The following is a 21,507-nucleotide window of genomic DNA, read 5'->3' as shown; positions in this document are numbered from 1 at the left end:
TCCGCGGTTCAAACGATGGTGAACAGCGGTTGGTCGTACTCAACCGGCTGGCCGTCTTCGACGAGGATGGATTCGATCACACCGCTGGATTCAGCTTCGATGTGGTTCATCATCTTCATGGCTTCGACGATGCACAGGGTGTCGCCTTTCTTCACGCTCTGGCCAACTTCAACGAAGGACGGCGAGGACGGCGAAGATTTGCGATAGAAGGTGCCAACCATTGGCGAACGGGCAACGTTGCCGTTCAGCACTGGCGCTGCAGGAGCGGCTGGTGCAGCGGCGACAGCAGGTGCAGCAGCAGCGACAGGTGCCGGAGCCGGAGCGTGCATTGGCGCAGGAGCGTAGTACTGCTGAGCCGGGGTTTTGCTATGGCGGCTGATGCGAACAGACTCTTCGCCTTCCTTGATCTCGAGCTCGTCGATGCCGGACTCTTCCAGCAGTTCGATCAGTTTCTTAACTTTACGGATATCCATGAATCATCAACTCCCAAGGGTCGGTCAGGGGCGTTTAGCTTGTTGTTCAAGCTGTTCCAGGGCGGCCTCCAGGGCCAGTCGATAACCGCTGGCGCCAAGGCCGCAGATCACTCCCACCGCAACATCGGAGAAGTAAGAGTGATGGCGGAAAGGTTCGCGTTTGTGCACGTTAGACAAATGCACTTCGATGAATGGGATGCTCACCGCCAGCAGCGCGTCACGTAATGCGACACTTGTATGTGTAAAAGCTGCTGGATTGATCAAAATGAAGTCCACACCCTCGCCGCGAGCGGCGTGAATGCGGTCGATCAATTCATACTCGGCGTTGCTTTGCAGGTAGAGCAAATGGTGGCCGGCATTGCGCGCGCGTTGTTCCAGATCCTGATTGATCTCGGCCAGGGTCACAGCCCCGTAGACGCCCGGTTCGCGGGTGCCGAGCAGGTTCAGGTTGGGTCCGTGCAAAACCAGTAGGGTCGCCATCTGCTGTTCCTTGTTATCCGCGTGCAGTTATCAGAACCCGGCGACTATGCCGCAAAGCGTTTGTGACTGTCCAGTTCTCTGCAATAGCCAGCACAATGACCGATGATTGCGCGATTTATGTGACCAACTGATTAAATCTGGTCATTCGCTTTAGCGACACGTTCGGCGAAGTCCTTTGCGTTGATCTCGCCGATCACCCGCACATCGCCACGTTCCTTGCCATCCTTGCCAAAAAACATCAGCGCTGGCGGCCCGAACAGTTTGTAACGGTCGAGCAAGGCGCGTTGTTCGGCGTTGCTGGCGGTGATGTCGAAGCGAATCAGTCGATAGCCTTTGAGTCGTTCGACGACGTTGGCATCGTTGAGCACCTCGTGTTCGATGACTTTGCAGCTGATGCACCAGTCGGCGTACCAGTCGAGCAGCAACGGAGTGTTGGCGGATTTCGTTTCGGCGAGGACGCGATCGAGTTCTACCGGGGTGCTGATGGTCTGCCATTCGCTGGTTTTTTGCGCTTGAGGGCTGCCCGCGAGGTTGACGACCGCAGGTTGGCCAATCGGACTGAACGGATTGCTCTGGCCACTGAAGGCGCCGTACCAGCAGGCCAGCGCATAAAACACCAGGAACATGCCGAGCAGTTGGCCCAGGCGCTTTCGCGGTGGTTTGTAGACGAACTCCAGCGCACCCAGGAACAAGCCGACCCCGGCCGCCAGCAAGCCGATCAGCAGCAAGGTGAATGGCCCCGGCAGTACCCGGCTGAGCAAACCGACCGCCAGCCCCAGTAGCAGCACGCCAATCGCGTTTTTCACGTAGACCAGCCAGGGGCCGCTTTTCGGCAACCAGGCCGCGCCGCCGGTGGCCACCAGCAACAACGGCGCGCCCATCCCCAGGCCCAGAACGAATAACTTCAGCGCGCCACCCAGCGCATCGCCGCTGGCGCTGATATACAGCAGCGCACCGGCCAACGGTGCGGACACGCACGGCGAAACCAGCAGGCTCGACACCACGCCCAGTACCGCCGCGCCCCACAGCGAACCGCCTTCGGTGCGACCGGCAATGCGGTCCAGACGGCTGCTGACGGCGTGGGGCAGTTTCAGTTCGAAAACCCCGAACATCGCCAAGGCAAATACCGCGAAGAACAGGGCGAACGGCACCAGCACCCACGCAGATTGCAGGCGTGCCTGAAGGTTCAGCTGGGCGCCGAACATCCCCATCAATGCGCCCAGTGCGGCGAAGCAGGCAGCCATTGGCAAGACGTAGGCCAGCGACAGATTAAAACCGCGTAGCCCGCCGACCTGACCACGCAACACTACGCCGGAGAGGATCGGCAGCATTGGCAGCACGCAAGGCGTAAAGGTCAGGCCAAGGCCTGCGAGGAAAAACAACGCCAGTTCACGCCAGCTCCAGGTGCTGGCGCTGGCCGTAGTCGTGGCGGCTGCGCCGTCGATCTTCAGGCGTTCGGTTTCCGGTGGATAACACAGGCCTTTATCGGCGCAGCCCTGGTAGGTGACGGCCAGCGTGAAAGCCCGTTGATCGGCGCTGTTGCGTGGCAGGTCTACGTCGAGGATGCCGTGGTAGACCTCGACATCGCCGAAGTACTCGTCGTGCTTTTTTTCGCCCGAAGGCAGTTGCGCGGCGCCCAGACCGATGTCGGCGGGCTCGCTGCGAAACTGGAAGCGATGACGATAGAGGTAGTAACCCTCGGTGGCGACGAAACGCAGCTTGATCGATTGCGGTGTGCTCTCTACCAGACTCAGCTGAAAGGCTTCGCGCACGGGCAGGAAGTCGGCGCTGTTGTTGATCGAGCCCAGGGTCGAACTGGGGCGACTGTCCAAAAGGCCAGCGGCATTCACCGGCAGGACCAGCACTAACAGCATCAGGTAGAGCAGACGGCGCATGAGAGTCTCGCGTATCGGAGGTGAGCGCATGATAGCGGACGGCGGATGGGTGTGCAGGGCCGGAAGTTCTGCGGTGGCTGTTCTGGCGCCATTGCGAGCAGGCTCGCTCCCACAGGTGACCGAGTTCGCCCAAGGGAATGCGGTCGAATGTGGGAGCGAGCCTGCTCGCGATGGCGATCTATCAGACGCGGAAGGCTTGAACGGCGGTATGCAGCTGGCCGCCCAGCACCAGCAGATTCTCGCCCTGGCTGCGACCTTCGCCGATGCGCACCAGGTTGTCCCCACCCAACTGATGAATCCGCTCGCTGTGATCACGGATCTCACTGACCGCGCCACTTTGCTGCGCCGTCACATCGGCGATGCGCACGGCGGTGTCGGCAATGGTCTGGATCGCCCCGACGATTTTGTCCAGCGCACCATCGGCTGCTTGTGCCTGGTTGGCGGTGGCTTCGGCGTGTTCGACCTGGGCGCGCATGCCTTCCACCGATTGCCGTGCGGCCGATTGCAGGCCGGCAATCAAGGTCTGGATTTCAGCGGTGGCGCCGGCAGTGCGTTGCGCCAGCGAGCGAACTTCCTCGGCGACCACCGCAAAACCACGGCCCATTTCCCCGGCGCGGGCGGCTTCGATCGCCGCGTTCAGGGCAAGGAGGTTGGTCTGATCGGCAATCGATCGAATCACCGTCAGTACGCCGCCGATGGTCGCCGACTCTTCGGCCAGATGCTCGATCATTTGGGCATTGCCCTGGACTTCGCCGACCAACGCGTGCAGTCCGGTCAGGCTCAAGCCAATGACCTTTTGCCCGTGCTCGACCGCAAGTCCGGCGTGACGGCTGGCTTCGGCGGCCTGGCTCGCATCGCCGGCCACCTGTTGGATAGTGGCTTCCAGCTCGCCAAGGGAATCGCGGATCAGCGCGGTGTCGCCGGCCTGATGTTCGGCACCGCTGTGCAAATCGCTGCTCAACTCGGCCAGCACCCGGCTGCTGCCGGCCACCTGTTCGGCGTTCAGGCGGATCGTCCCGACCAGATCCACCAGATAGGCGCGCAGGCGATTCAGCGACTCTTGAATGTCGTGAAGCTCACGATTGGTTGCGCCGAGCTGGATGTCCCGACTGAAGTCGCCTTCGGCCCAGGTCGACAGCGCTGGCGCAAGGTTGGTCAATACTCGGGCGAGGCGTCGTTGCAAGGTGTCGATCAGCAGTGCGATCAGCAGGATAAGGCCGATCATCACGCCCTGCATGAGCCGCACTTCACCCTGGATTTGCCCATGTTGAGCGCGAACGGCCGGTTCCAGCCCGGCGATGGCTTGCTGCACGGCGGAAATTTTCAGGTGGGTGGCGGCGCTGAGGTCGGCGCGTTTCTGAATCTGATCGCGGGTGCGGCCGAGTTCGGCAGGGTAGCGGGTGAGCAGGCTGGCGAGTTCACGTTTGAAGCCGATACCGGCATCTTCGGCGACGGTTTTTTCGGTGTTCTCCAGACCCATCATCGCCGAGAAATCGTCGGTGTTCGATTCTTTGCTGGCGGTCACGCCAAGCAGCGGCAGCGCTTCGATCAGCTCGGCCTGGGTGCGGATGCTGCTGACTTCACGCTCGACATCGGCCGCCAGTTCACTGCGGCCACTGCTGACCAGTTTGTCCCGGGCCAGTGAGAGCTTGCCCACGTGCTGCGAGGCTGCCAGCAGGGGTGGAAGATAGGCAGCAGCGGCTGGCGTGTTGGTGCCAGTGGCGTATTGGCTGAGTTGCTCCAGGCTGGCGCCAAGCTCGCGCTCGGCCTGGAGCAGCAAGGCTTGCGGATCACCCGCCAGTTTGCCGGCGGCCAGCAAGTCGGTTTTGCTGAATTCATCGAGGCTGGCAAGGCTTGGGCGCAAGCTTTCAGCCAGGTCGGGCGGCAGCTCGGTGAGTTCTTTTTGCAGGGTCTCGATGGCTTGGCTGGCGCTGCTCAGGCGCAGGGCATCGCCGCTGGCCAGGTAATCTTCGACGTTGCGCGCCACTTGATTTTGAAATTGCTGCGACAGCCCCAGGTAGCGCTCCATCAACAGATAAGGGCGCTCCAGAGCTTTTTGCGACCACCAGAGCGTGGCGCCGAGTGCGAGGCACACCGCGACTAAAAGCAGGGTATTGAGATTGGTCAGCAACTTCAGGCGCATCGCGGTTCTACCAACGACAGAATGGTAAGTGCCTGAAGTTATTGCGTTTGTGTTACAGGGTTATGACTGAATCAGTGGATTCAGATGAAAAAGTGGCACTTTGATTCGACTGTCGCGCCGCTTGAACGCGATTGCGTCCGGCATCCTTGGCGCGGTACAACGCCTCGTCCGCCTGGCTGGCCATCATCAGGCTGTCGGAGTCTTCGTGCAGGTCCACCACCCCGGCGCTGAAGGTGCACCAAAGGTCCTGCGGTTGGGCCGGGTAGTGAATCTCGGCAAAGCGCTGACGGATTTCATCGAGCACTTTGTAGGCGGACTCTATATCAGTGTCCGGCATGACGATGGCGAACTCTTCGCCGCCGTATCGGCCGATGAAGTCGGTCTTGCGCAGGCGTTGCTTGAGAAACAGCGCCAGGCTCTTGATCACCCGGTCGCCCATCGGGTGGCCGTGGCTGTCGTTGACCCGCTTGAAGTGGTCGATGTCGAGCATCGCAAAGCTCAGCGGCTTGTTTTCGCGGCGGGCGCGGAAGCTGCAGTCTTCGAGCAATTGCAGAATGTGGGTGTGGTTATAGAGACCGGTCAGGCTGTCACGGACCATTCGCGCCTTGAGGTTGCGCGCCCGGGCTGCGCGGTTGCGCACGGTGGTGATCAGGTGCCGTGGCTTGATCGGCTTGGTCAGGAAGTCGTCGCCGCCCTCGCTCATGGCGTCGAGTTGCTTGTCCAGGTCGTCTTCGGCCGACAGGTAAATGATCGGCACGCTGACGTAACGGTCGTTGTGGCGGATCACCTTGGCCAGCTCGGTGCCGGTGCAGGCGGGCATGTACATGTCGAGGATGATCAGGTCCGGCTGGAAGTCCGCCAGTTCGGCCATCGCCTGGATCGGTTCGATCAAGGTGCGGGTGACGATCCCGGCGCTGTTGAGCAGGCGCTCGGTGTGCAGGGCCTGGGCGCGGGAGTCGTCGATGATCAGCACTTTATACGGTTCGTACTGCGCGACGCAGGTCAGCACTTCGATCTTTTCCAGCAGGCTCGACGCTTCGAGGGTGCCGGTCAGAAACTCCTGGCCACCGGCGCGGACGGCCGCGAGGCGAGTCGGGGTATCGGTTTCCAGCAGGCTGAAAAACAGCAGCGGCAGTGGGTGCTCCAGCCCTGTTTGAGCTTCGGCCGCCAGTTGCAGGCCCATGCCCGGACCGCTGAAGTCGACGTCCATGACAATTGCTGCCGGCAGCCGCTCGACCATTGAGGAGCGAAACGCCGCCACGCTGTCCAGCGATTGTGCGCTGAGACCGAAAAATTCGAGTTGCTTGGCCAGTCGCTCGGCGCGGTCGTGATCTTGCAACATCACGTAGATCGGTTTGCGCAGAGGCGGTAGAAAGGTTTGTTCGAGCTGATCGCCGTGCCGCAGGCCGGTGCGCGACAGACGCTGCATCAGGCGATTGAGATCGGTGATCAGCCCGCTGCTCAGGCGCCCGCGGTTGGCGTCGACGGCTGCAAGCGACTGGCTGATGCCGTGCGCCAGGTGGCTGTGTTCGGGTTGTTCGAAGCGTTCGGCGAAACGCAGCAGGCGCAGGTTCGCTTCACTCAGCTCCGCGAGGTCGGTGCCAGACCATTCACTGCGTTGCAGGCGCTGCCATATCTCAAGAATTTGACGTGCTTGATGAATTACCCGCTGGGCAAAGTGGTGCTTGAGGCGCTCACGGCTGGGGTCTTCTGGCTCGGTCATATCCTGACTACTAGTTAGGGTGCATGCTGAGATCGACTGGTGGCTCTATGCTAGCACCTCTTTTAAGTTGCATGAGTGTCGTGCGTCAATAATCTGCAAAGCGACGTTATTCAGTTCCTGACCGACGGGTCTCATAGGATCAAAGCTGTGCTTCATTTATAGTGGCTGCTCGATTCATGACCGATGTGCGATCCATGGTCTGCCGGGCGATTTAATCCGCTCGCAGCTAAGCACGATGGAGTAGGGTTGTGGTCGAACCGATGAACTCAAGTGATTGAAAGGATATCGCCATGCTGGACTGGAAGAACCGCACAGGCAGCGCGCCTGAACGTGCCGCCGAACCCAAGTCGGCAACCCGCAGCTATTTCGGTGGCCTGCTGTTCAGCCGTGCATTGGCCACGTTGATCGGCCTGTATTTACTGGTGATCCTCGCCGTGGGCTGGTACTGGAGCCATGAACCTGCGCTGTTCCCGGTTCAGCAGAACGCGCAACTGGCCGCCGAGAAGGAAGGCAAGCAGATGGTCGTCGGCTACACCACGGTGGAAACCCTCAAGACTGTCGCCGGTACCTTGCTGAACAAGCCGGGTGGCTATATTTCCAACGACCGTTTTCCGCCGGGCTTGTGGCTGGATGACATGCCAAATTGGGAATACGGCGTGCTGGTACAAGTGCGCGATCTGACCCGCGCCTTGCGTAAAGACTTCGCCCGTTCGCAATCGCAATCGGCTGAAGACGCCGATCTGGCCAAGGCCGAGCCGCGCTTCAACTTCGACAACAAGAGCTGGATGCTGCCGTCCAGCGAGTCGGAGTACCAGGAAGGCATCAACTCCCTGAGCCGCTACCAGGCTCGTCTGTCCGATCCAACGCAAAAAAGTGCCCAGTTCTATGCGCGTGCCGACAACCTGAACAACTGGCTGGGTGATGTCGCGACCCGTTTGGGTTCACTGTCGCAACGGCTGTCGGCCAGCGTTGGCCGGGTCAAGCTGAACACCGCGCTGAAAACTGAAACCCTGGCGCCGGGTCAGGTGCCGCAGGTGGATGAAGAGCGAGTGGAGACCCCTTGGCTGCAGATCGACGACGTATTCTACGAAGCGCGCGGTCAGGCCTGGGCGCTGTCGCATTTGCTGCGCGCCATCGAAGTCGACTTCGCCGATGTGCTGGCGAAGAAGAACGCCACGGTCAGCGTGCGTCAGATCATTCGTGAGCTGGAGGCTTCGCAGGAGCCGGTCTGGAGCCCGATGATCCTCAACGGTAGCGGTTTCGGGATACTGGCTAACCACTCGCTGGTCATGGCCAACTACATCTCGCGGGCCAACGCCGCGGTTATCGACTTGCGTCAACTGCTTAACCAGGGCTGAGTCATGGTCGCCACCTCCAATGAGGCTGCGCACCGCGCGGCCTCTGACGCCGAACAGATCGCCTGGGTCGACGAGCAGGACAACCTGCTCGGCTCCCTGGTGCGCTCGGATTTACGCGTGCGCGGGCTGATCGGGCGCGGCACTTACATCATGCTGTTCAACTCTGCGGGTGAACTGTGCGTGCATCAGCGCACGTTCAGCAAAGCCATCTATCCGGGATACTGGGATGTAGCGGCGGGCGGGATGGTGCTGGCGACCGAAACCTACGCCGAGTCGGCGGCCCGTGAGCTGGAAGAAGAGTTGGGTGTCAGTGGGGTCGAGCTGACCGCCCATGATCATTTTTTCTTCGAGGACACCGGCAACCGCCTGTGGTGTTCGGCGTTCTCGGCGGTCTGGGACGGTCCGTTGAACCTGCAGCCGGAAGAAGTGCTCCAGGCACGCTTTATTCCCATCGAACAAGTGATGCAGGAAATACAGCAAAAGCCTTATTGCCCGGACTCTCTGGCGGCGTTGAAGCGCTATCTGCGCTCAAGAGGGGGGGACGCTGTAAAGGGCGTCGCAAAAGATCTATAAATTGGCGCCGATTGGCTCTTAGCAAGTGCGCTTTTTGCCGTTACACTGCGCGACCTTTTCAAGCTGAACCGGCGTTGCCTGGTCCAGTAGCGCTGCCCCTGCCTGAGTGGGGCTTCGCGGTCGATAGCACGTGCCAACGTTGCTGCGACCAGTCTTTGTCCTCCCAAGAGGATTGCCGGTGGCCAAAAAAGCCGCATCCTTCGCCGCCCTTGGTGGCCTGGTATTCTCCACCGACGCAGGTCGACATTGCCCGGACTGTAGCCAGCCGGTGGCAGCCTGCATCTGCAAACAAACCGTTATCCCTGCCGGCGACGGCATCGCGCGCGTGCGTCGCGAAAGCAAGGGCCGTGGCGGCAAGACGGTGACCACCATCAGCGGCGTACCGCTGGCGGAAGACGCACTCAAGGATCTGGCCACGACGTTGAAGAAACGTTGCGGCACGGGGGGGGCGTTGAAGGACGGGATCATCGAAATCCAGGGTGATCATGTCGAGCTACTCTTGGCAGAGCTGATCAAACTTGGTTTCAAAGCGAAGAAATCCGGCGGCTAGCAGCCTCTGTGAAAACCACCCCGACTTGATGCAGTCCTGATCCGATTCAGGTTTAACGTCGTCTCCATGGTTTTCACAGAGCCTGTTCTGACCGGTTTCTAAACTCAGCGCTGATAACGAGGTCTACAAGCCCGTTGCAGGCTAATCGTCATTTTCATTCTTTAGACTGCGCCAGCCCTCAACCCGGGTGGCGCTCTTTGACTTCTTTATAGGGGACTTCGATGTCCGTACGACGCACACGCAAAGACGATGGCAGCCAATGGACAGTTGCGGACAGCCGCAGTGTTTACGGGATTCGCCATTGGGGGGCCGGGTATTTCGCGATCAGTGACGCCGGTCGCGTAGAAGTTCGTCCGAACGGCCCGAGCAGCGCACCTATCGATCTGTTCGAACAAGTCGCACAGCTGCGCAAAAGCGGCCTGTCCTTGCCACTGCTGGTGCGTTTTCCCGATATTCTGCAAGACCGCGTTCGTCAGCTGACCGGTGCTTTTGACGCGAACATCGAGCGTCTGGAATACCAGAGCAAATACACCGCGCTGTACCCGATCAAGGTTAACCAGCAAGAAGCGGTGATCGAGAACATCATCGCCACCCAGAACGTTTCGATCGGTCTGGAAGCCGGCTCCAAGCCGGAGCTGCTGGCCGTGCTGGCCCTGGCGCCAAAGGGCGGCACCATTGTCTGCAACGGTTACAAGGACCGTGAGTTCATCCGTCTGGCACTGATGGGCCAGAAGCTGGGCCACAATGTGTTCATCGTGATCGAGAAAGAATCCGAAGTCGGGCTGGTGATCGAAGAGGCCGCCTCGCTGAAGGTCAAGCCTCAAGTCGGTCTGCGGGTTCGCCTGTCGTCCCTGGCATCGAGCAAATGGGCTGACACGGGCGGCGAAAAATCCAAGTTCGGTCTGTCTGCCGCGCAACTGTTGTCGGTGGTTGAACGCTTCCGCGCGGCGGGCCTGGATCAGGGCATTCGCTTGCTGCACTTCCACATGGGCTCGCAGATTGCCAACCTGGCGGACTACCAGCACGGCTTCAAGGAAGCGATCCGTTACTACGGCGAGCTGCGCAACCTTGGCCTGCCGGTGGATCACATCGACGTTGGCGGTGGCCTGGGTGTCGACTACGACGGTACCCACTCGCGTAACGCCAGCTCGATCAACTACGACATGGACGATTACGCCGGTGTCGTGGTCGGCATGCTCAAGGAATTCTGCGACGCGCAGAACCTGCCGCACCCGAACATTTTCTCCGAGAGTGGCCGTTCGCTGACCGCTCACCACGCCATGCTGGTGGTACAGGTCACCGACGTCGAGAAACACAACGACGACGTGCCGATGATCGAGAACAAGGAAGAGCTGCCGGAAACCGTGCAGTGGCTGGTAGACCTGCTCGGTCCGACCGACATCGAAATGGTCACCGAAACCTACTGGCGCGCCACTCACTACATGAGCGACGTGGCCACCCAGTACGCCGATGGCAAGCTGACCCTGGCCGAGAAAGCCCTGGCCGAGCAATGCTACTTCGCTGTTTGCCGTCGCCTGCACAACTCGTTGAAAGCCCGTCAGCGCTCGCACCGTCAGGTGCTCGACGAACTCAACGACAAGCTGGCCGACAAATACATCTGCAACTTCTCGGTATTCCAGAGCCTGCCGGACACCTGGGCCATCGGCCAGGTACTGCCGATCCTGCCGCTGCACCGTCTTGATGAAGAGCCGATGCGCCGTGCCGTGCTGCAAGACCTGACCTGCGACTCCGACGGCAAGATCAAGCAGTACGTCGACGAGCAGAGCATCGAAACCAGCCTGCCGGTACACGGGTTGAACGATGGCGAAGATTACCTGCTGGGGATCTTCCTGGTGGGTGCTTACCAGGAAATTCTCGGTGACATGCACAACCTGTTTGGTGACACCGATTCGGTGAACATCTACCAGAATGCCGACGGCAGCGTTTACCACGCCGGTATCGAAACCCACGACACCATCGAAGACATGCTGCGTTACGTGCACTTGTCGCCAGAAGAGCTGATGACACATTACCGTGACAAGGTTGCCAGCGCCCGTATCAGTGCCACCGAGCGTACCCAGTACCTCGATGCGTTGCGTCTGGGTCTGACTCGCTCGTCTTACCTGTCTTCTTGAGGTAACGAGCGGCTGTGACCAGGTTGTCTGAAAATACTCCGCGTAATGTGGAATTTTCGGAGGACCTGGTACGGCATTTCTTTATTTTTGCAGTGATTTGCCGCGCTCCCGCACTATCAACGCTGCGTGGTCTCTATTTCATGTAGGTCATTTCCTAAGTTGTATTTCGGCACTCTACTCGGCCATGTCTCTCAGCGAGAATCCCCGGCCGCCCCTCCTGTAGAGAAACGCCGATGTTCGATTCCGTCAACGAGCCGTCATTTCGTCTGGAGATAGCGGGTCAGCCCCAACCCTTTGCCGTTGTAGCCTTTATCGGTAGCGAGTCCATCAGCCAGCCCTTTGCCTTCGAGCTGGATCTGCAGCTCGATGAGCGGCGACTGGACATCGCCAGCCTGATGTTCCGTTCAGCCTATCTGGGGTTCGGGGGGGCGGACGCCGGTATCCATGGACAGATTCATGACCTCACTCCGCTTCACGACAGCGTGGTGCCTGCGCTTTGGCGTCTGTGCCTTGGGCCGAAACTGGCCTGCCTGGCGCAACGCTTCAACCAGCGGATTTTTACCGGGCTGTCCGTCCCGCAGATTCTGGTTCAGGTGCTGAGGGAGCACGGCATAAACGAAAAGGCCTGTCGATTTGAGCTCAGGGACGACTACCCCGTGCGGGACTTTTGCACCCAGTACCGCGAATCGGATTTGGCGTTTGTGCAGCGCCTGTGCGAAGAAGAACGGATTCACTACCACTTCCAGCACTGCAAAGGTGGTCATCGCCTGATCTTTGCCGACTCTCAACGAAGCTTTCGTCCGGGCGACAGCGCGGCTTTTGACGAGCTGGGCACTGCACCTGCGGTCAGGCGGTTCAAGGTTCATGCTCACGCCGATATGCCCGGTCAGGATGGAGCGCTGAAACCTGTCGCCGAAGGCGAAACGGACCTGCCGAACGTGCGTAGCGGCGTGTTGATGCCGTTGTCGGGGCATCCCTGTGCCGACTGGAATCACTTGTGGTTGCTGACTCGAGTCGAGCATTCGGGCAGCCAGGTGCAGATGCCGTACTACCGGAATCGTATTGGTGCGATTCCTTGGGAGACGCCGTTTGCAGCGTCCTGCCCAAGCGCGAAGCCACGGATGAATAGCGTGCAACGTGGCTGGGTGGTCGAGGTGGACGAAGTGCGCAGCGACTGCGCGCAACGCATCGCCGTACAGTTCGATTGGCTTTATCAGGGCGAGGGCGCACGGCCCAGCCATTGCTGGCTACCGGTTTCGCCCCGACTGTGTGCCGAAACGGTTGCCGATTTAACGACGGGGGTTGAGGTCTGTGTGAGCTTTATCGAGGGCGATCCGGACCAGCCATTGATCACCGGTGTATTTCGCGGGCCGACGTTTATCGCCGACACGCTGCTGCCTCCCGAGGAGGCTCCCCCAGCCACGGCAAACGAGGTGCTGTTGCCACTCCCGGTCAGCCTCAAGACCGTGGAGCAAGTACCGGTCGGGGAGCAGACCCCGACGCTTGCGGATTTGCCGCCGGCTGGCCGCCATGACTTGTTGACGTTGGTCCAGAGCAGTCAGCCCTTGGTGTTGCTGTGTTTGATACCCGGCGGGGGGAGCTTGATGTATTGCCGGCAAGCGATCTGTGTCTGCCGCACGGTGGCAGGGCTTGGCCAAAGTGGTGCGGCATGATCGCTGTCCAGTCGGCGCAATGGCTTTTGCTGGATGTACCGGGTTCGCCGGACGCCGGGTGGAACCTGCAGCAGCGTTTTGCCGATGCACCGCGTTACGCGCTGTTCGAGAACACCGACCTGCATGCGTTGCGCGACCAGGGACCACAGCTGATCGAACTCTCGGCGCAATCGTCTCTGGCGCAATGTTGCCACGGCGAGCCAGCGGACTGGCCGGGGTTGCTGCTGGTCAGTTCCGTGCGATCGGAGCAGTTGCTCGGGCACCTTCGCCGCATGCTCACGGTCACCTTCGGGCTTCATTACAAGGGCCTGCTGAGCTACTACAACCCGTTTATCGCCAGTTACTTTTTTGATGCCTGTGATGCCCGCGAGTTGAGCCGCTGGCTGGGGCCGATCGATAAAGTGTACTGGTATGGCGGCACCTGGGCAGACCGGGCGATCGGCAGTCTGGGTTGGCAACATTTGGTCAACCCCCGGGTGGCCGTCAGCGAACTGGCCATCGAAGACAACCTCAGTCTTCACCAGAAGGGCAAGTTGCAGGTGTGCCTGCTGGAGCGACATGCCTGGCACTGGAGTCGTTCGACGGGCCACGACTTTGACGCGATCTGGTCCTGTGTGCAGGAAGGACTCGAGCAGGGTTTCAGCGAAAGCGCCGTACTCGATGGCTGGTTGCGGCTGCGCTTGCAGTACCCGTCAGCCACGCCTGAAGAACACCTGCCGGGGCGGACTCAGCAAGAGCGACTCGACAGCTTGCGCAACCGCTGGCAGAGCCATCGTTGGTAGAACCGGAACAGCACGATATTCAGACTGCGAACCAGCCATCGTTCTTGCGCAGGTTCCAGGCGAAAGTCCCAAGCGTCAGGCTGCGCAATAACATGAACAGCAGAAAGGTCAACCACAGTCCGTGGTTGCCGAAATCTCGCAACGCCCAGGCAAATGGCAGCAGCACAAGTACTGTCAGCAGCATGCCGTTGCGCATTTCCCGGGCACGGGTGGCGCCGATGAACAGACCATCGAGCAAGTAGCTCCAAACGGCGATCAGCGGCAGAGCTGCGAGGTACGGTAAATAGATGAATGCGGTGTCGCGCACGCTTTGGATGCTGGTTTGCATCTCGATGAACAGATGCCCGGCGCACAGGAACAACAGCGCAAAACCCAGGCTGGCAATCAGTGACCAGCCGCAGGCCACCACCAAGGACCGACGCAAGGCCTGACGGTCGCGGGCGCCGATGGCGTGGCCGCAAAGAGCTTCCACCGCATGGGCTAGGCCATCCAGGGCATGAGCCGTCAACAGCAAGCCATTCAACAGCAGGGCATTCGCCGCCACCGTCGCATCGCCGAGCCGTGCGCCTTGCACGGTGACCATGAAAAACACCGATTGCAGCGCCAGGCTGCGAATGAAGATGTCGCGGTTGACCGCCAGCAACGGCCGCCAGCTCTGCCACAACGCCAGCGCCGCCCAGGCGATATGCCCGGGGTAGGCGCGCAGGGCGTTACGGGTCATGGCCAGGCCGAGCAGGGCGCCGGTCCATTCGGCGATCACTGACGCGCGGGCCGCCCCGACGACACCCCATTCCAGACCCAGGACGAACCACAGGTTGAGGGCGATGTTCACCAGATTGGTGGTCAACAGAATCGCCAGCGGCGCGCGGGCGTTCTGGGTGCCGAGGAACCAGCCGACCAGGGCATAACTGGCCAGCGCCGCCGGTAAGCCAAACAGCCGGGTGTGGAAAAACTCGCGGGTCAGTTGATCGAGCTCGGCAGACGGTTGCATGAAGTGCAGCGCCACACCGCTCAGCGGTACGCCAAGCATTCCGAGCAGCAGCGACAAGCCCATCGCCAATAGCAAGCCTTGCAGCAGGATCTGCCGCAGCGCTGCGCCGTCACCGCGTCCGGCCGCCTGCGCGGCAAACCCGGTGGAGCCCATGCGCAGGAAACCCATGGCCCAGGCCAGAAACGTGTACAGGCTAGCGCCCACTGCGACAGCGCCGAGCTGATGCGCGTGAGGCAGGTGGCCGATCACCGTGCTGTCGACCAGCGCCACCAGCGGCACGGAAATGTTCGAAAGAATCATCGGCGCGGCAAGCGCCCAGACGCGGCGATGAGTCGGGCGATCGCGCCAGTCGGTAATCAGTGTAGACATGCAGGCTCCTTGAGGGAGCAGTATTGTAGCCATTTACTCGCAATGATACTGATCCATTGGGGGGCGGAGTATCAGTCGCGTATTATCAAGCAAGTAAGGCTATGAGCAGTTTCCTAGCCTTGTCCTGTTAGATGTGGATAGGTAATTTCCCAAGTCTGCTTGGGAAATTACCATGGTTTAACAGCGCAAGCTGAGCTTACAAGGCAAAGCAAATTGTATTTGGAAAGCCGTACCCTACCTCCCTTAAGTCTCGGATGTCACATATTTTGCTAGTGTGTCTTGTCACTGTTATTGTCACTGTTTTGTTTGATGTGTTGTGATCAAATGTAATGTTTGCGATGCTCTCTGATAATCCATCTAATACTGTTAGTTTTGAGATGCCTTCAGGGTAAAGTCTGCTTTCGTTGTCGGTGAGTGCGTAGAATCCTCCGAAAGTCGCGTAGCCGCCAAGTAATGAGTGATCTATTTTGGTTAGCTTTCCACTTATCCGCTGGTAGATGCCACCTGTAAAGTAGATGTTGATGTTCTGCAGAAATGAAAACGTTTCTGTATCTGCTATCGTTTTAGTGCTTGAAGCTGTAGTGGTTACGAGGGTGCTGAACTTGTAGTTGTTGTCTGTCAGGTCATATTGGTTGTACTGATTTTTTTCAGGCTTCTTATCTGCGTGGTTATCAGCTCTGGTTTTCTGTCCCTTGACCTTTAATATTACGCCCCAGGTGATATCACTATAAAAATGTGACCGATATTCGACTGCTCCGTCTGGGAGTGAAGAACTGAAGGTAATATAGCTTGATTTTCTCTCAAGGTTGAATAAGCAATTAGTTGTTGTGCCGGTAAGTGATAGTGGTTGGGAACTTGGGATATAGCCTGTCTTTAAATTGTGTGCGTTCAGGCGCGTTTCAGTTGAGAGGTACCTTCCACCAACTCCTGCTCCCCAAGTGTCAATTGTGTGGAAGTCGTTGTTGGTTGTTTTGTAATATACTGGAGGTCTTATTGCTAACTGCTCTTCCGACCACCAATTCTCAATAGAGAAGGAGATTTGGTCGGAATTTGTGAATTCTATTTTTTCATTCATTTTATTACTAGCCTATATCTGATTTATGGAGGCTGGGGGAAATATAAGGAGGGTTGATACTTGAGCCTTAAGATCCTTCTCCAGCTTCCAAAGCATGGGTACTAATGCTGTTGTCTATCTACTGTCATTTCTGACAGTTCGGACAAGCGGTAAAAATCCCGCTCCCGCCGGTCAATGTGACCAACGCCACAGCCGCTGTGCCTGCGCTGATATATAGTTCACCGCTCGAATCCCCTGTCGACGAGTGCCCCATGCTTAACAAAGGATTGTTTCTGGCCTGCGCGCTGATGCTGCTCAGCGCCTGCGATTCATCGACCTCGACCAAAGCGCCGGCCAGTCCTGCGCCAGCGGCGCCAGTTACGACACCCAAGGCCAAGGTCGTGCAGGATGTCGCTACGCTGAAGCAGCGTTACGCCGGTCGAGAACTGAGCGTGGTGGATGTCTCGGAAATCCAGCTCGACGGTGCCAGCACACTGTCGGTGAGTTTCTCGGTGCCGCTGGACCCGGAGCAGAAGTTCGCCGACAAACTGCATCTGGTGGACAGCAAGACTGGCAAGGTCGATGGCGCCTGGGAGCTTTCGGACAACCTGATGGAGCTGCGCCTGCGCCACCTTGAACCACAGCGCAAACTGGTGCTGACCATCGACGCCGGACTGTTGGGGGTAAACGACGCCAAACTGGCCACCGAATACAGCAGTCGTCTGGAAACCCGCGACCTGCAACCGACTGTGGGTTTCGCCAGCCGTGGTACCTTGCTGCCGACTCGCCTGGCGGAAGGTCTGCCGGTAATCGCCTTGAACGTCGCCAGGATCGATGTCGAATTCTTCCGCATCAAGCCCGAATCGCTGCCGGCGTTCCTCACCCAATGGGGCCGCAACAGCAGCCTGCAAAGCTATGAATCGCGTGAGCTGCTGCCGATGGCCGATCTGGTCTACGGCGGCCGTTTCGACCTGAACCCGGCGCGCAACACCCGTGAAACCCTGCTGCTGCCAATTGCCGGCCTCAAGCCGTTGCAACAGCCGGGTGTCTACCTGGCGGTGATGCGCGCCTCCGGCACCTACAGTTACTCGCAACCGGCGACCCTGTTCACCCTCAGCGACATCGGCCTGTCGGTGCACCGTTACCAGAACCGTCTGGACGTGTTTACCCAAGCGCTGGAAGGCGGCAAAGCGCTGGACGACGTCAGCCTCGAACTGCTCGACGCCAATGGCCGAGTGGTCGGTCAGGGCAAAACCGAGAAGGGTGGCCACGCCGAGTTGCCGCTGGCGAAAAAGGCTGAAGTGCTACTGGCCCATCAGGGCGAACAGACCAGCATGCTGCGCCTCAACAGCGCGGCGCTGGATCTGGCCGAGTTCAATATCGGTGGGCCACAAGCCCATCCGCTGCAATTCTTTGTGTTTGGCCCGCGTGACCTCTATCGCCCCGGCGAAACCGTGCTGCTCAACGCACTGTTGCGGGACAAGGATGGCAACGCGGTCAAACCGCAGCCCGTCAGCGTCGAAGTGCGTCGGCCGGATGCGCAGGTCAGTCGCAAGTTCGTCTGGGACGCCGATGCCTCGGGCCTCTATCAATATCAACTGCAACTGGCCGGCGAAGCGCCGACCGGGCGTTGGCAACTGGTGTTCGATCTGGGCGACGGCAAGCCGCAGCTCTACGAGTTTCTGGTCGAAGACTTCCTGCCTGAGCGTCTGGCACTGGAGCTCAAGGGCAGCGATACGCCGATCAAACCCGCCGACACTGCGGAAATCAGCGTCAACGGTCGCTACCTCTACGGCGCGCCGGCGTCAGGCAATCGCTTGAGTGGTCAGGTTTACGTACGGCCATTGCGTGAGGCGGTCAAAGGTTTACCGGGCTATCAATTCGGCTCGGTCACCGAAGAGGAACTGAGCCAGGACCTGGAACTGGATGAAACTGCACTGGACGCCGACGGCAAGGCGGTGATTTCGCTTGAGAGCAAATGGGCCGGGGCCAAGTCGCCGCTGCAACTGATCGTCCAGGCCAGCCTGCACGAGTCCGGTGGCCGGCCGATTACCCGGCGCGTGGTGCAACCGGTCTGGCCGGCGGATCGCTTGCCGGGTCTGCGCGCATTGTTCAATGGCCAGGAAATCAACGGCGATGGCCCGGTCGAATTCGAACTGTTGATGGCCAACAATGAAGGCCAGAAACTGGCCGCCGACAACCTCAAGGTGCGGCTGGTCCGTGAGCGCCGCGACTACTACTGGAACTACTCGGAGAGCGATGGCTGGAGCTATCACTTCAACGAAAAATTCCTCAACCTCGACGAAGAAACCGTCAGCATCAAGGCCGGCGACACGGCGAAGATCAGCTTCCCGGTGGAGTGGGGCCCGTATCGCGTCGAAGTCGAAGACCCGCAAACCGGCATCGTCAGCAGTCTGCGCTTCTGGGCCGGCTACCGTGCCCAAGACAACGCCCAAGGCGGCGCGGTGCGTCCGGACCAGGTCAAACTGGCGCTGGATAAGCCCGCCTATGGCGATGACGATACCGCCAACGTCACCGTGACCCCACCGGCTGCCGGCAATGGCTATTTGCTGGTGGAATCGGCCGATGGCCCGTTGTGGTGGCAGGAAATCGATGTGCCGGCCGAGGGCAAAAGCTTCGCAGTGAAGCTTGATCCGAAGTGGGCGCGCCACGATCTGTACGTCAGTGCGCTGGTGATTCGTCCCGGCGAGCGCAAAGCCAACGTCACCCCGAAACGTGCGGTCGGGGTGCTGCACCTGCCGCTGGACCGGACTCAGCGCAAACTTGGCTTGAGCCTGACGGCGCCGGAAAAAATGCGTCCGAAACAACCGCTGAGCGTGAAGATTCAAGCAAAAAACGCCGATGGCAGCGTGCCGAAACAGGTGCATGTGCTGCTGGCGGCAGTGGACGTCGGCATCCTCAATATCACCGAGTACCCGACGCCGGATCCGTACTCCAGCCTGTTTGGTCGCAAGGCTTATAGCGCCGACCAACTCGACGTTTACGGGCAACTGATCGAAGCTGGTCAGGGCCGTTTGGCCAGTCTGGCCTTCGGTGGTGACGCGGCGCTGGCCAAGGGCGGCAAACGTCCGGACACCAGCGTGACCATCGTCGCCTTGCAAAGCGCACCGGTGACGTTGAACGAGCAGGGTGAAGGTGAGGTCAGCGTCAACATCCCGGACTTCAACGGTGAACTGCGGTTGATGGCCCAGGCCTGGACCGATGATCGCTATGGCATGGCCGAAGGCAAAACCGTGATCGCCGCGCCGCTGATTGCCGAACTGTCGGCGCCGCGCTTCCTCGCGGGTGGCGACCAGACGACGTTGGCGCTGGACCTGTCGAACCTCTCGGGTAAGGCACAGACGTTGGAGGTGCAACTGAGCACCCAAGGCCCGTTGGACCTGATCAACGAGGAGGTGCACCGCGTGCAGCTGACTCAGGGCCAGCGCACTACGCTGCGGATCCCGGTGCGCGCACAGGGCGGTTTCGGTCAGGGCAAGGTCAAGGTGCTGGTCAATGGGCTCGACCTGCCGGGCGAGAACCTGCCGCCATTCACCCGCGAGTGGACCTTGGGCGTGCGTCCGGCGTATCCGGCGTTGCTCAAGCACTATCGTGCGGTGCTCAAGGATCAGCCGTGGAGTTTGCCAGAGGGTGAATTGTCGCTGTTCGACGCGTCCGGGCGTGAGGCCTTGCTCAGCCTGTCGAGCCGGCCGCCGCTGAACCTTGGCGAGCAGATTCGCGCCCTCAAGGCTTACCCTTACGGTTGCCTGGAACAAACCACCAGCGGGCTCTACCCATCGCTCTATGCCGATGCCGCGAGCCTGAAACGGCTTGGTCTGGAAGGCGAGCCGGACGCCGACCGCAAACGCAAGATCGAACTCGGTATCGAGCGCTTGCTGGGCATGCAGCGCTACAACGGCAGCTTTGGTCTGTGGGGCGCCGAGGGTGAAGAAGAATACTGGTTGACCGCCTATGTCACCGACTTCCTGTTGCGTGCTCGCGACCAGGGTTTTGGTGTGCCGCCCGAGGCGCTGAAAAAAGCCAGCGAGCGACTGTTGCGTTACCTGCAAGAACGCAACCTGATCGAAGTGAACTACAGCGAAAATGCCGAGCACACCCGTTTTGCGGTGCAGGCCTACGCCGGTCTGGTGTTGGCCCGTAGCCAGCAGGCACCGTTGGGCGCGCTGCGCAGCCTGTTCGATCGTCGCACCGATGCCCGTTCCGGTTTGCCGCTGGTGCAGCTGTCGATCGCCCTGCAGAAGATGGGCGATCAGCCGCGTGCCGATCAGGCCTTGCTCGCGGGGCTTGCGGCCTCACGCAAACCGAATGACTGGTTGGCCGATTACGGCAGCCCATTGCGCGATCAGGCGCTGATTCTGGCGTTGCTGGAAGAAAACGATTTGGGCAAAGGCAAGCTCGAAGAGCGGTTGTTCGAACTGTCCGATCAACTGGCCGCCAGCCCGTACCTGTCGACCCAGGAACGTAACTCGCTGTTTCTTGCCGGTCGCGGCTTGATCGGTAAACCGGAAGCCAGCTGGAAGGTTCTGGTGAGTGGCAAGGCTGAAGTCGAACTGAACAATGATCGGCCAGCTCTGGGACTGGAAGGCAAGCTGTTGTCATCGGCATTGACCTTGAAAAATGAGGGCAGCGAACCGGTCTATCAGCAACTGACCATTTCCGGGTATCCGGTTCAGGCTCCGGTTCCCGGTGGCGAAAACCTGAGCATTCGCCGCGAGTACCTGGGCATGAACGGCCAGCCGTTGAACCTCCAGGCTTTGGCCAGCGGCGATCTGGTGCTGGTGCACATTGCGGTCGCCGCCAAGCAGCGGGTACCGGATGCGTTAGTGGTGGACTTGCTGCCGGCCGGTCTGGAACTGGAAAACCAGAACCTGGCGCAAAGCGCCGCGAGCCTGGAAAACGCCAGCAGCAAGGTCAAGGAATGGCGCGGTTCGATGCAGAACGCCAGCCTCAAGCATCAGGAATTTCGCGATGACCGTTACGTTGCGGCGCTGAACCTGGACAGCTACGGCACCACGCATTTGCTGTACCTGGCGCGGGCCGTCACCCCCGGCACCTATCGCGTACCGCCACCGCAAGTGGAATCGATGTACCGGCCGAACTGGCAAGCCGTGGGCGAAACCGTGCCGGAGATGGTGATCAAGGGGCGTTAACCGAAAGAGATGATGCATCAGTACATTGTGGGAGCGAGCTTGCTCGCGATAGCGGTCTGGCAGGCAACATATTTGTTGAATGTGAAGCCATCATCGCGAGCAAGCTCGCTCCCACAAGGACGTGGCACTGATTTGGG

General features: G+C 59.8%; 14 protein-coding genes. 7 read left to right on the top strand and 7 right to left on the bottom strand.

Annotated elements, in window-relative coordinates; translation table 11 throughout:
- Positions 1-8: 8 nt before the first annotated feature.
- From accB to gcbA, 5 genes are all read right to left on the bottom strand, one after another.
- Complete coding sequence (gene accB / locus AC1RKH_RS05205) at positions 9-473, bottom strand: acetyl-CoA carboxylase biotin carboxyl carrier protein (protein WP_123423688.1); 465 nt, start codon at positions 471-473, stop codon at positions 9-11.
- A gap of 24 nt (positions 474-497) precedes the next feature.
- On the bottom strand, positions 498-953 hold the full coding sequence (gene aroQ / locus AC1RKH_RS05200) for a type II 3-dehydroquinate dehydratase (protein WP_401120647.1): 456 nt from the start codon (positions 951-953) through the stop codon (positions 498-500).
- Between the two features lie 131 nt (positions 954-1,084).
- Positions 1,085-2,848, bottom strand: coding sequence for a protein-disulfide reductase DsbD (locus AC1RKH_RS05195; RefSeq protein ID WP_493062188.1), 1,764 nt, complete (start codon positions 2,846-2,848; stop codon positions 1,085-1,087).
- Positions 2,849-3,029: 181 nt separating this feature from the next.
- Positions 3,030-4,073, bottom strand: a complete 1,044-nt coding sequence (locus tag AC1RKH_RS05190; protein WP_404942508.1) for a methyl-accepting chemotaxis protein — start codon at positions 4,071-4,073, stop codon at positions 3,030-3,032.
- A gap of 970 nt (positions 4,074-5,043) precedes the next feature.
- The gene (gene gcbA / locus AC1RKH_RS05185; RefSeq protein ID WP_493062190.1) at positions 5,044-6,714 is read right to left on the bottom strand and encodes a diguanylate cyclase GcbA; all 1,671 of its coding nucleotides are present in this window, start codon (positions 6,712-6,714) and stop codon (positions 5,044-5,046) included.
- 290 nt (positions 6,715-7,004) lie between these two features.
- Between gcbA and AC1RKH_RS05180 the strand changes: the two genes are divergently transcribed.
- From AC1RKH_RS05180 to AC1RKH_RS05155, 6 genes are all read left to right on the top strand, one after another.
- Entirely contained in the window at positions 7,005-8,072 is a 1,068-nt protein-coding gene (locus tag AC1RKH_RS05180; RefSeq protein WP_493062191.1) for a DUF2333 family protein, read from the top strand.
- A 3-nt stretch (positions 8,073-8,075) separates the two neighbouring features.
- Positions 8,076-8,645, top strand: a complete 570-nt coding sequence (locus AC1RKH_RS05175) for an NUDIX hydrolase (protein WP_493062192.1) — start codon at positions 8,076-8,078, stop codon at positions 8,643-8,645.
- Between the two features lie 178 nt (positions 8,646-8,823).
- Positions 8,824-9,195 carry a translation initiation factor Sui1 gene (locus AC1RKH_RS05170; RefSeq protein WP_493062193.1) on the top strand — a complete coding sequence of 124 codons (372 nt, stop codon included), beginning with the start codon at positions 8,824-8,826 and terminating at the stop codon, positions 9,193-9,195.
- A 221-nt stretch (positions 9,196-9,416) separates the two neighbouring features.
- Complete coding sequence (speA, locus tag AC1RKH_RS05165) at positions 9,417-11,330, top strand: arginine decarboxylase (RefSeq protein WP_493062194.1); 1,914 nt, start codon at positions 9,417-9,419, stop codon at positions 11,328-11,330.
- A gap of 233 nt (positions 11,331-11,563) precedes the next feature.
- Positions 11,564-13,003, top strand: coding sequence for a contractile injection system protein, VgrG/Pvc8 family (locus tag AC1RKH_RS05160; RefSeq protein ID WP_493062195.1), 1,440 nt, complete (start codon positions 11,564-11,566; stop codon positions 13,001-13,003).
- Positions 13,000-13,785 (top strand): DUF4123 domain-containing protein, encoded by a 786-nt coding sequence (locus AC1RKH_RS05155; protein WP_493062196.1) that lies wholly within the window; start codon positions 13,000-13,002, stop codon positions 13,783-13,785. Before AC1RKH_RS05160 ends, AC1RKH_RS05155 begins: the two co-directional genes overlap by 4 nt.
- A gap of 19 nt (positions 13,786-13,804) precedes the next feature.
- Here the strand turns inward: AC1RKH_RS05155 and AC1RKH_RS05150 are convergent, their stop codons facing one another.
- Both AC1RKH_RS05150 and AC1RKH_RS05145 read right to left on the bottom strand, forming a co-directional pair.
- Complete coding sequence (locus AC1RKH_RS05150; RefSeq protein ID WP_493062197.1) at positions 13,805-15,145, bottom strand: MATE family efflux transporter; 1,341 nt, start codon at positions 15,143-15,145, stop codon at positions 13,805-13,807.
- A gap of 196 nt (positions 15,146-15,341) precedes the next feature.
- A complete protein-coding gene (locus tag AC1RKH_RS05145) occupies positions 15,342-16,220 on the bottom strand; it encodes a hypothetical protein (protein ID WP_493062198.1) in 879 nt (292 codons plus the stop codon).
- 251 nt (positions 16,221-16,471) lie between these two features.
- Between AC1RKH_RS05145 and AC1RKH_RS05140 the strand changes: the two genes are divergently transcribed.
- Positions 16,472-21,370, top strand: coding sequence for an alpha-2-macroglobulin family protein (locus AC1RKH_RS05140; RefSeq protein WP_493062199.1), 4,899 nt, complete (start codon positions 16,472-16,474; stop codon positions 21,368-21,370).
- The last annotated feature ends 137 nt before the right edge of the window (positions 21,371-21,507 follow it).

This window comes from Pseudomonas sp. GW822-FHT06B12 (assembly GCF_058799675.1).
The sequence above is the reverse complement of the archived record's forward strand: the minus strand, read 5'-3'. Positions and strand labels throughout refer to the sequence as shown.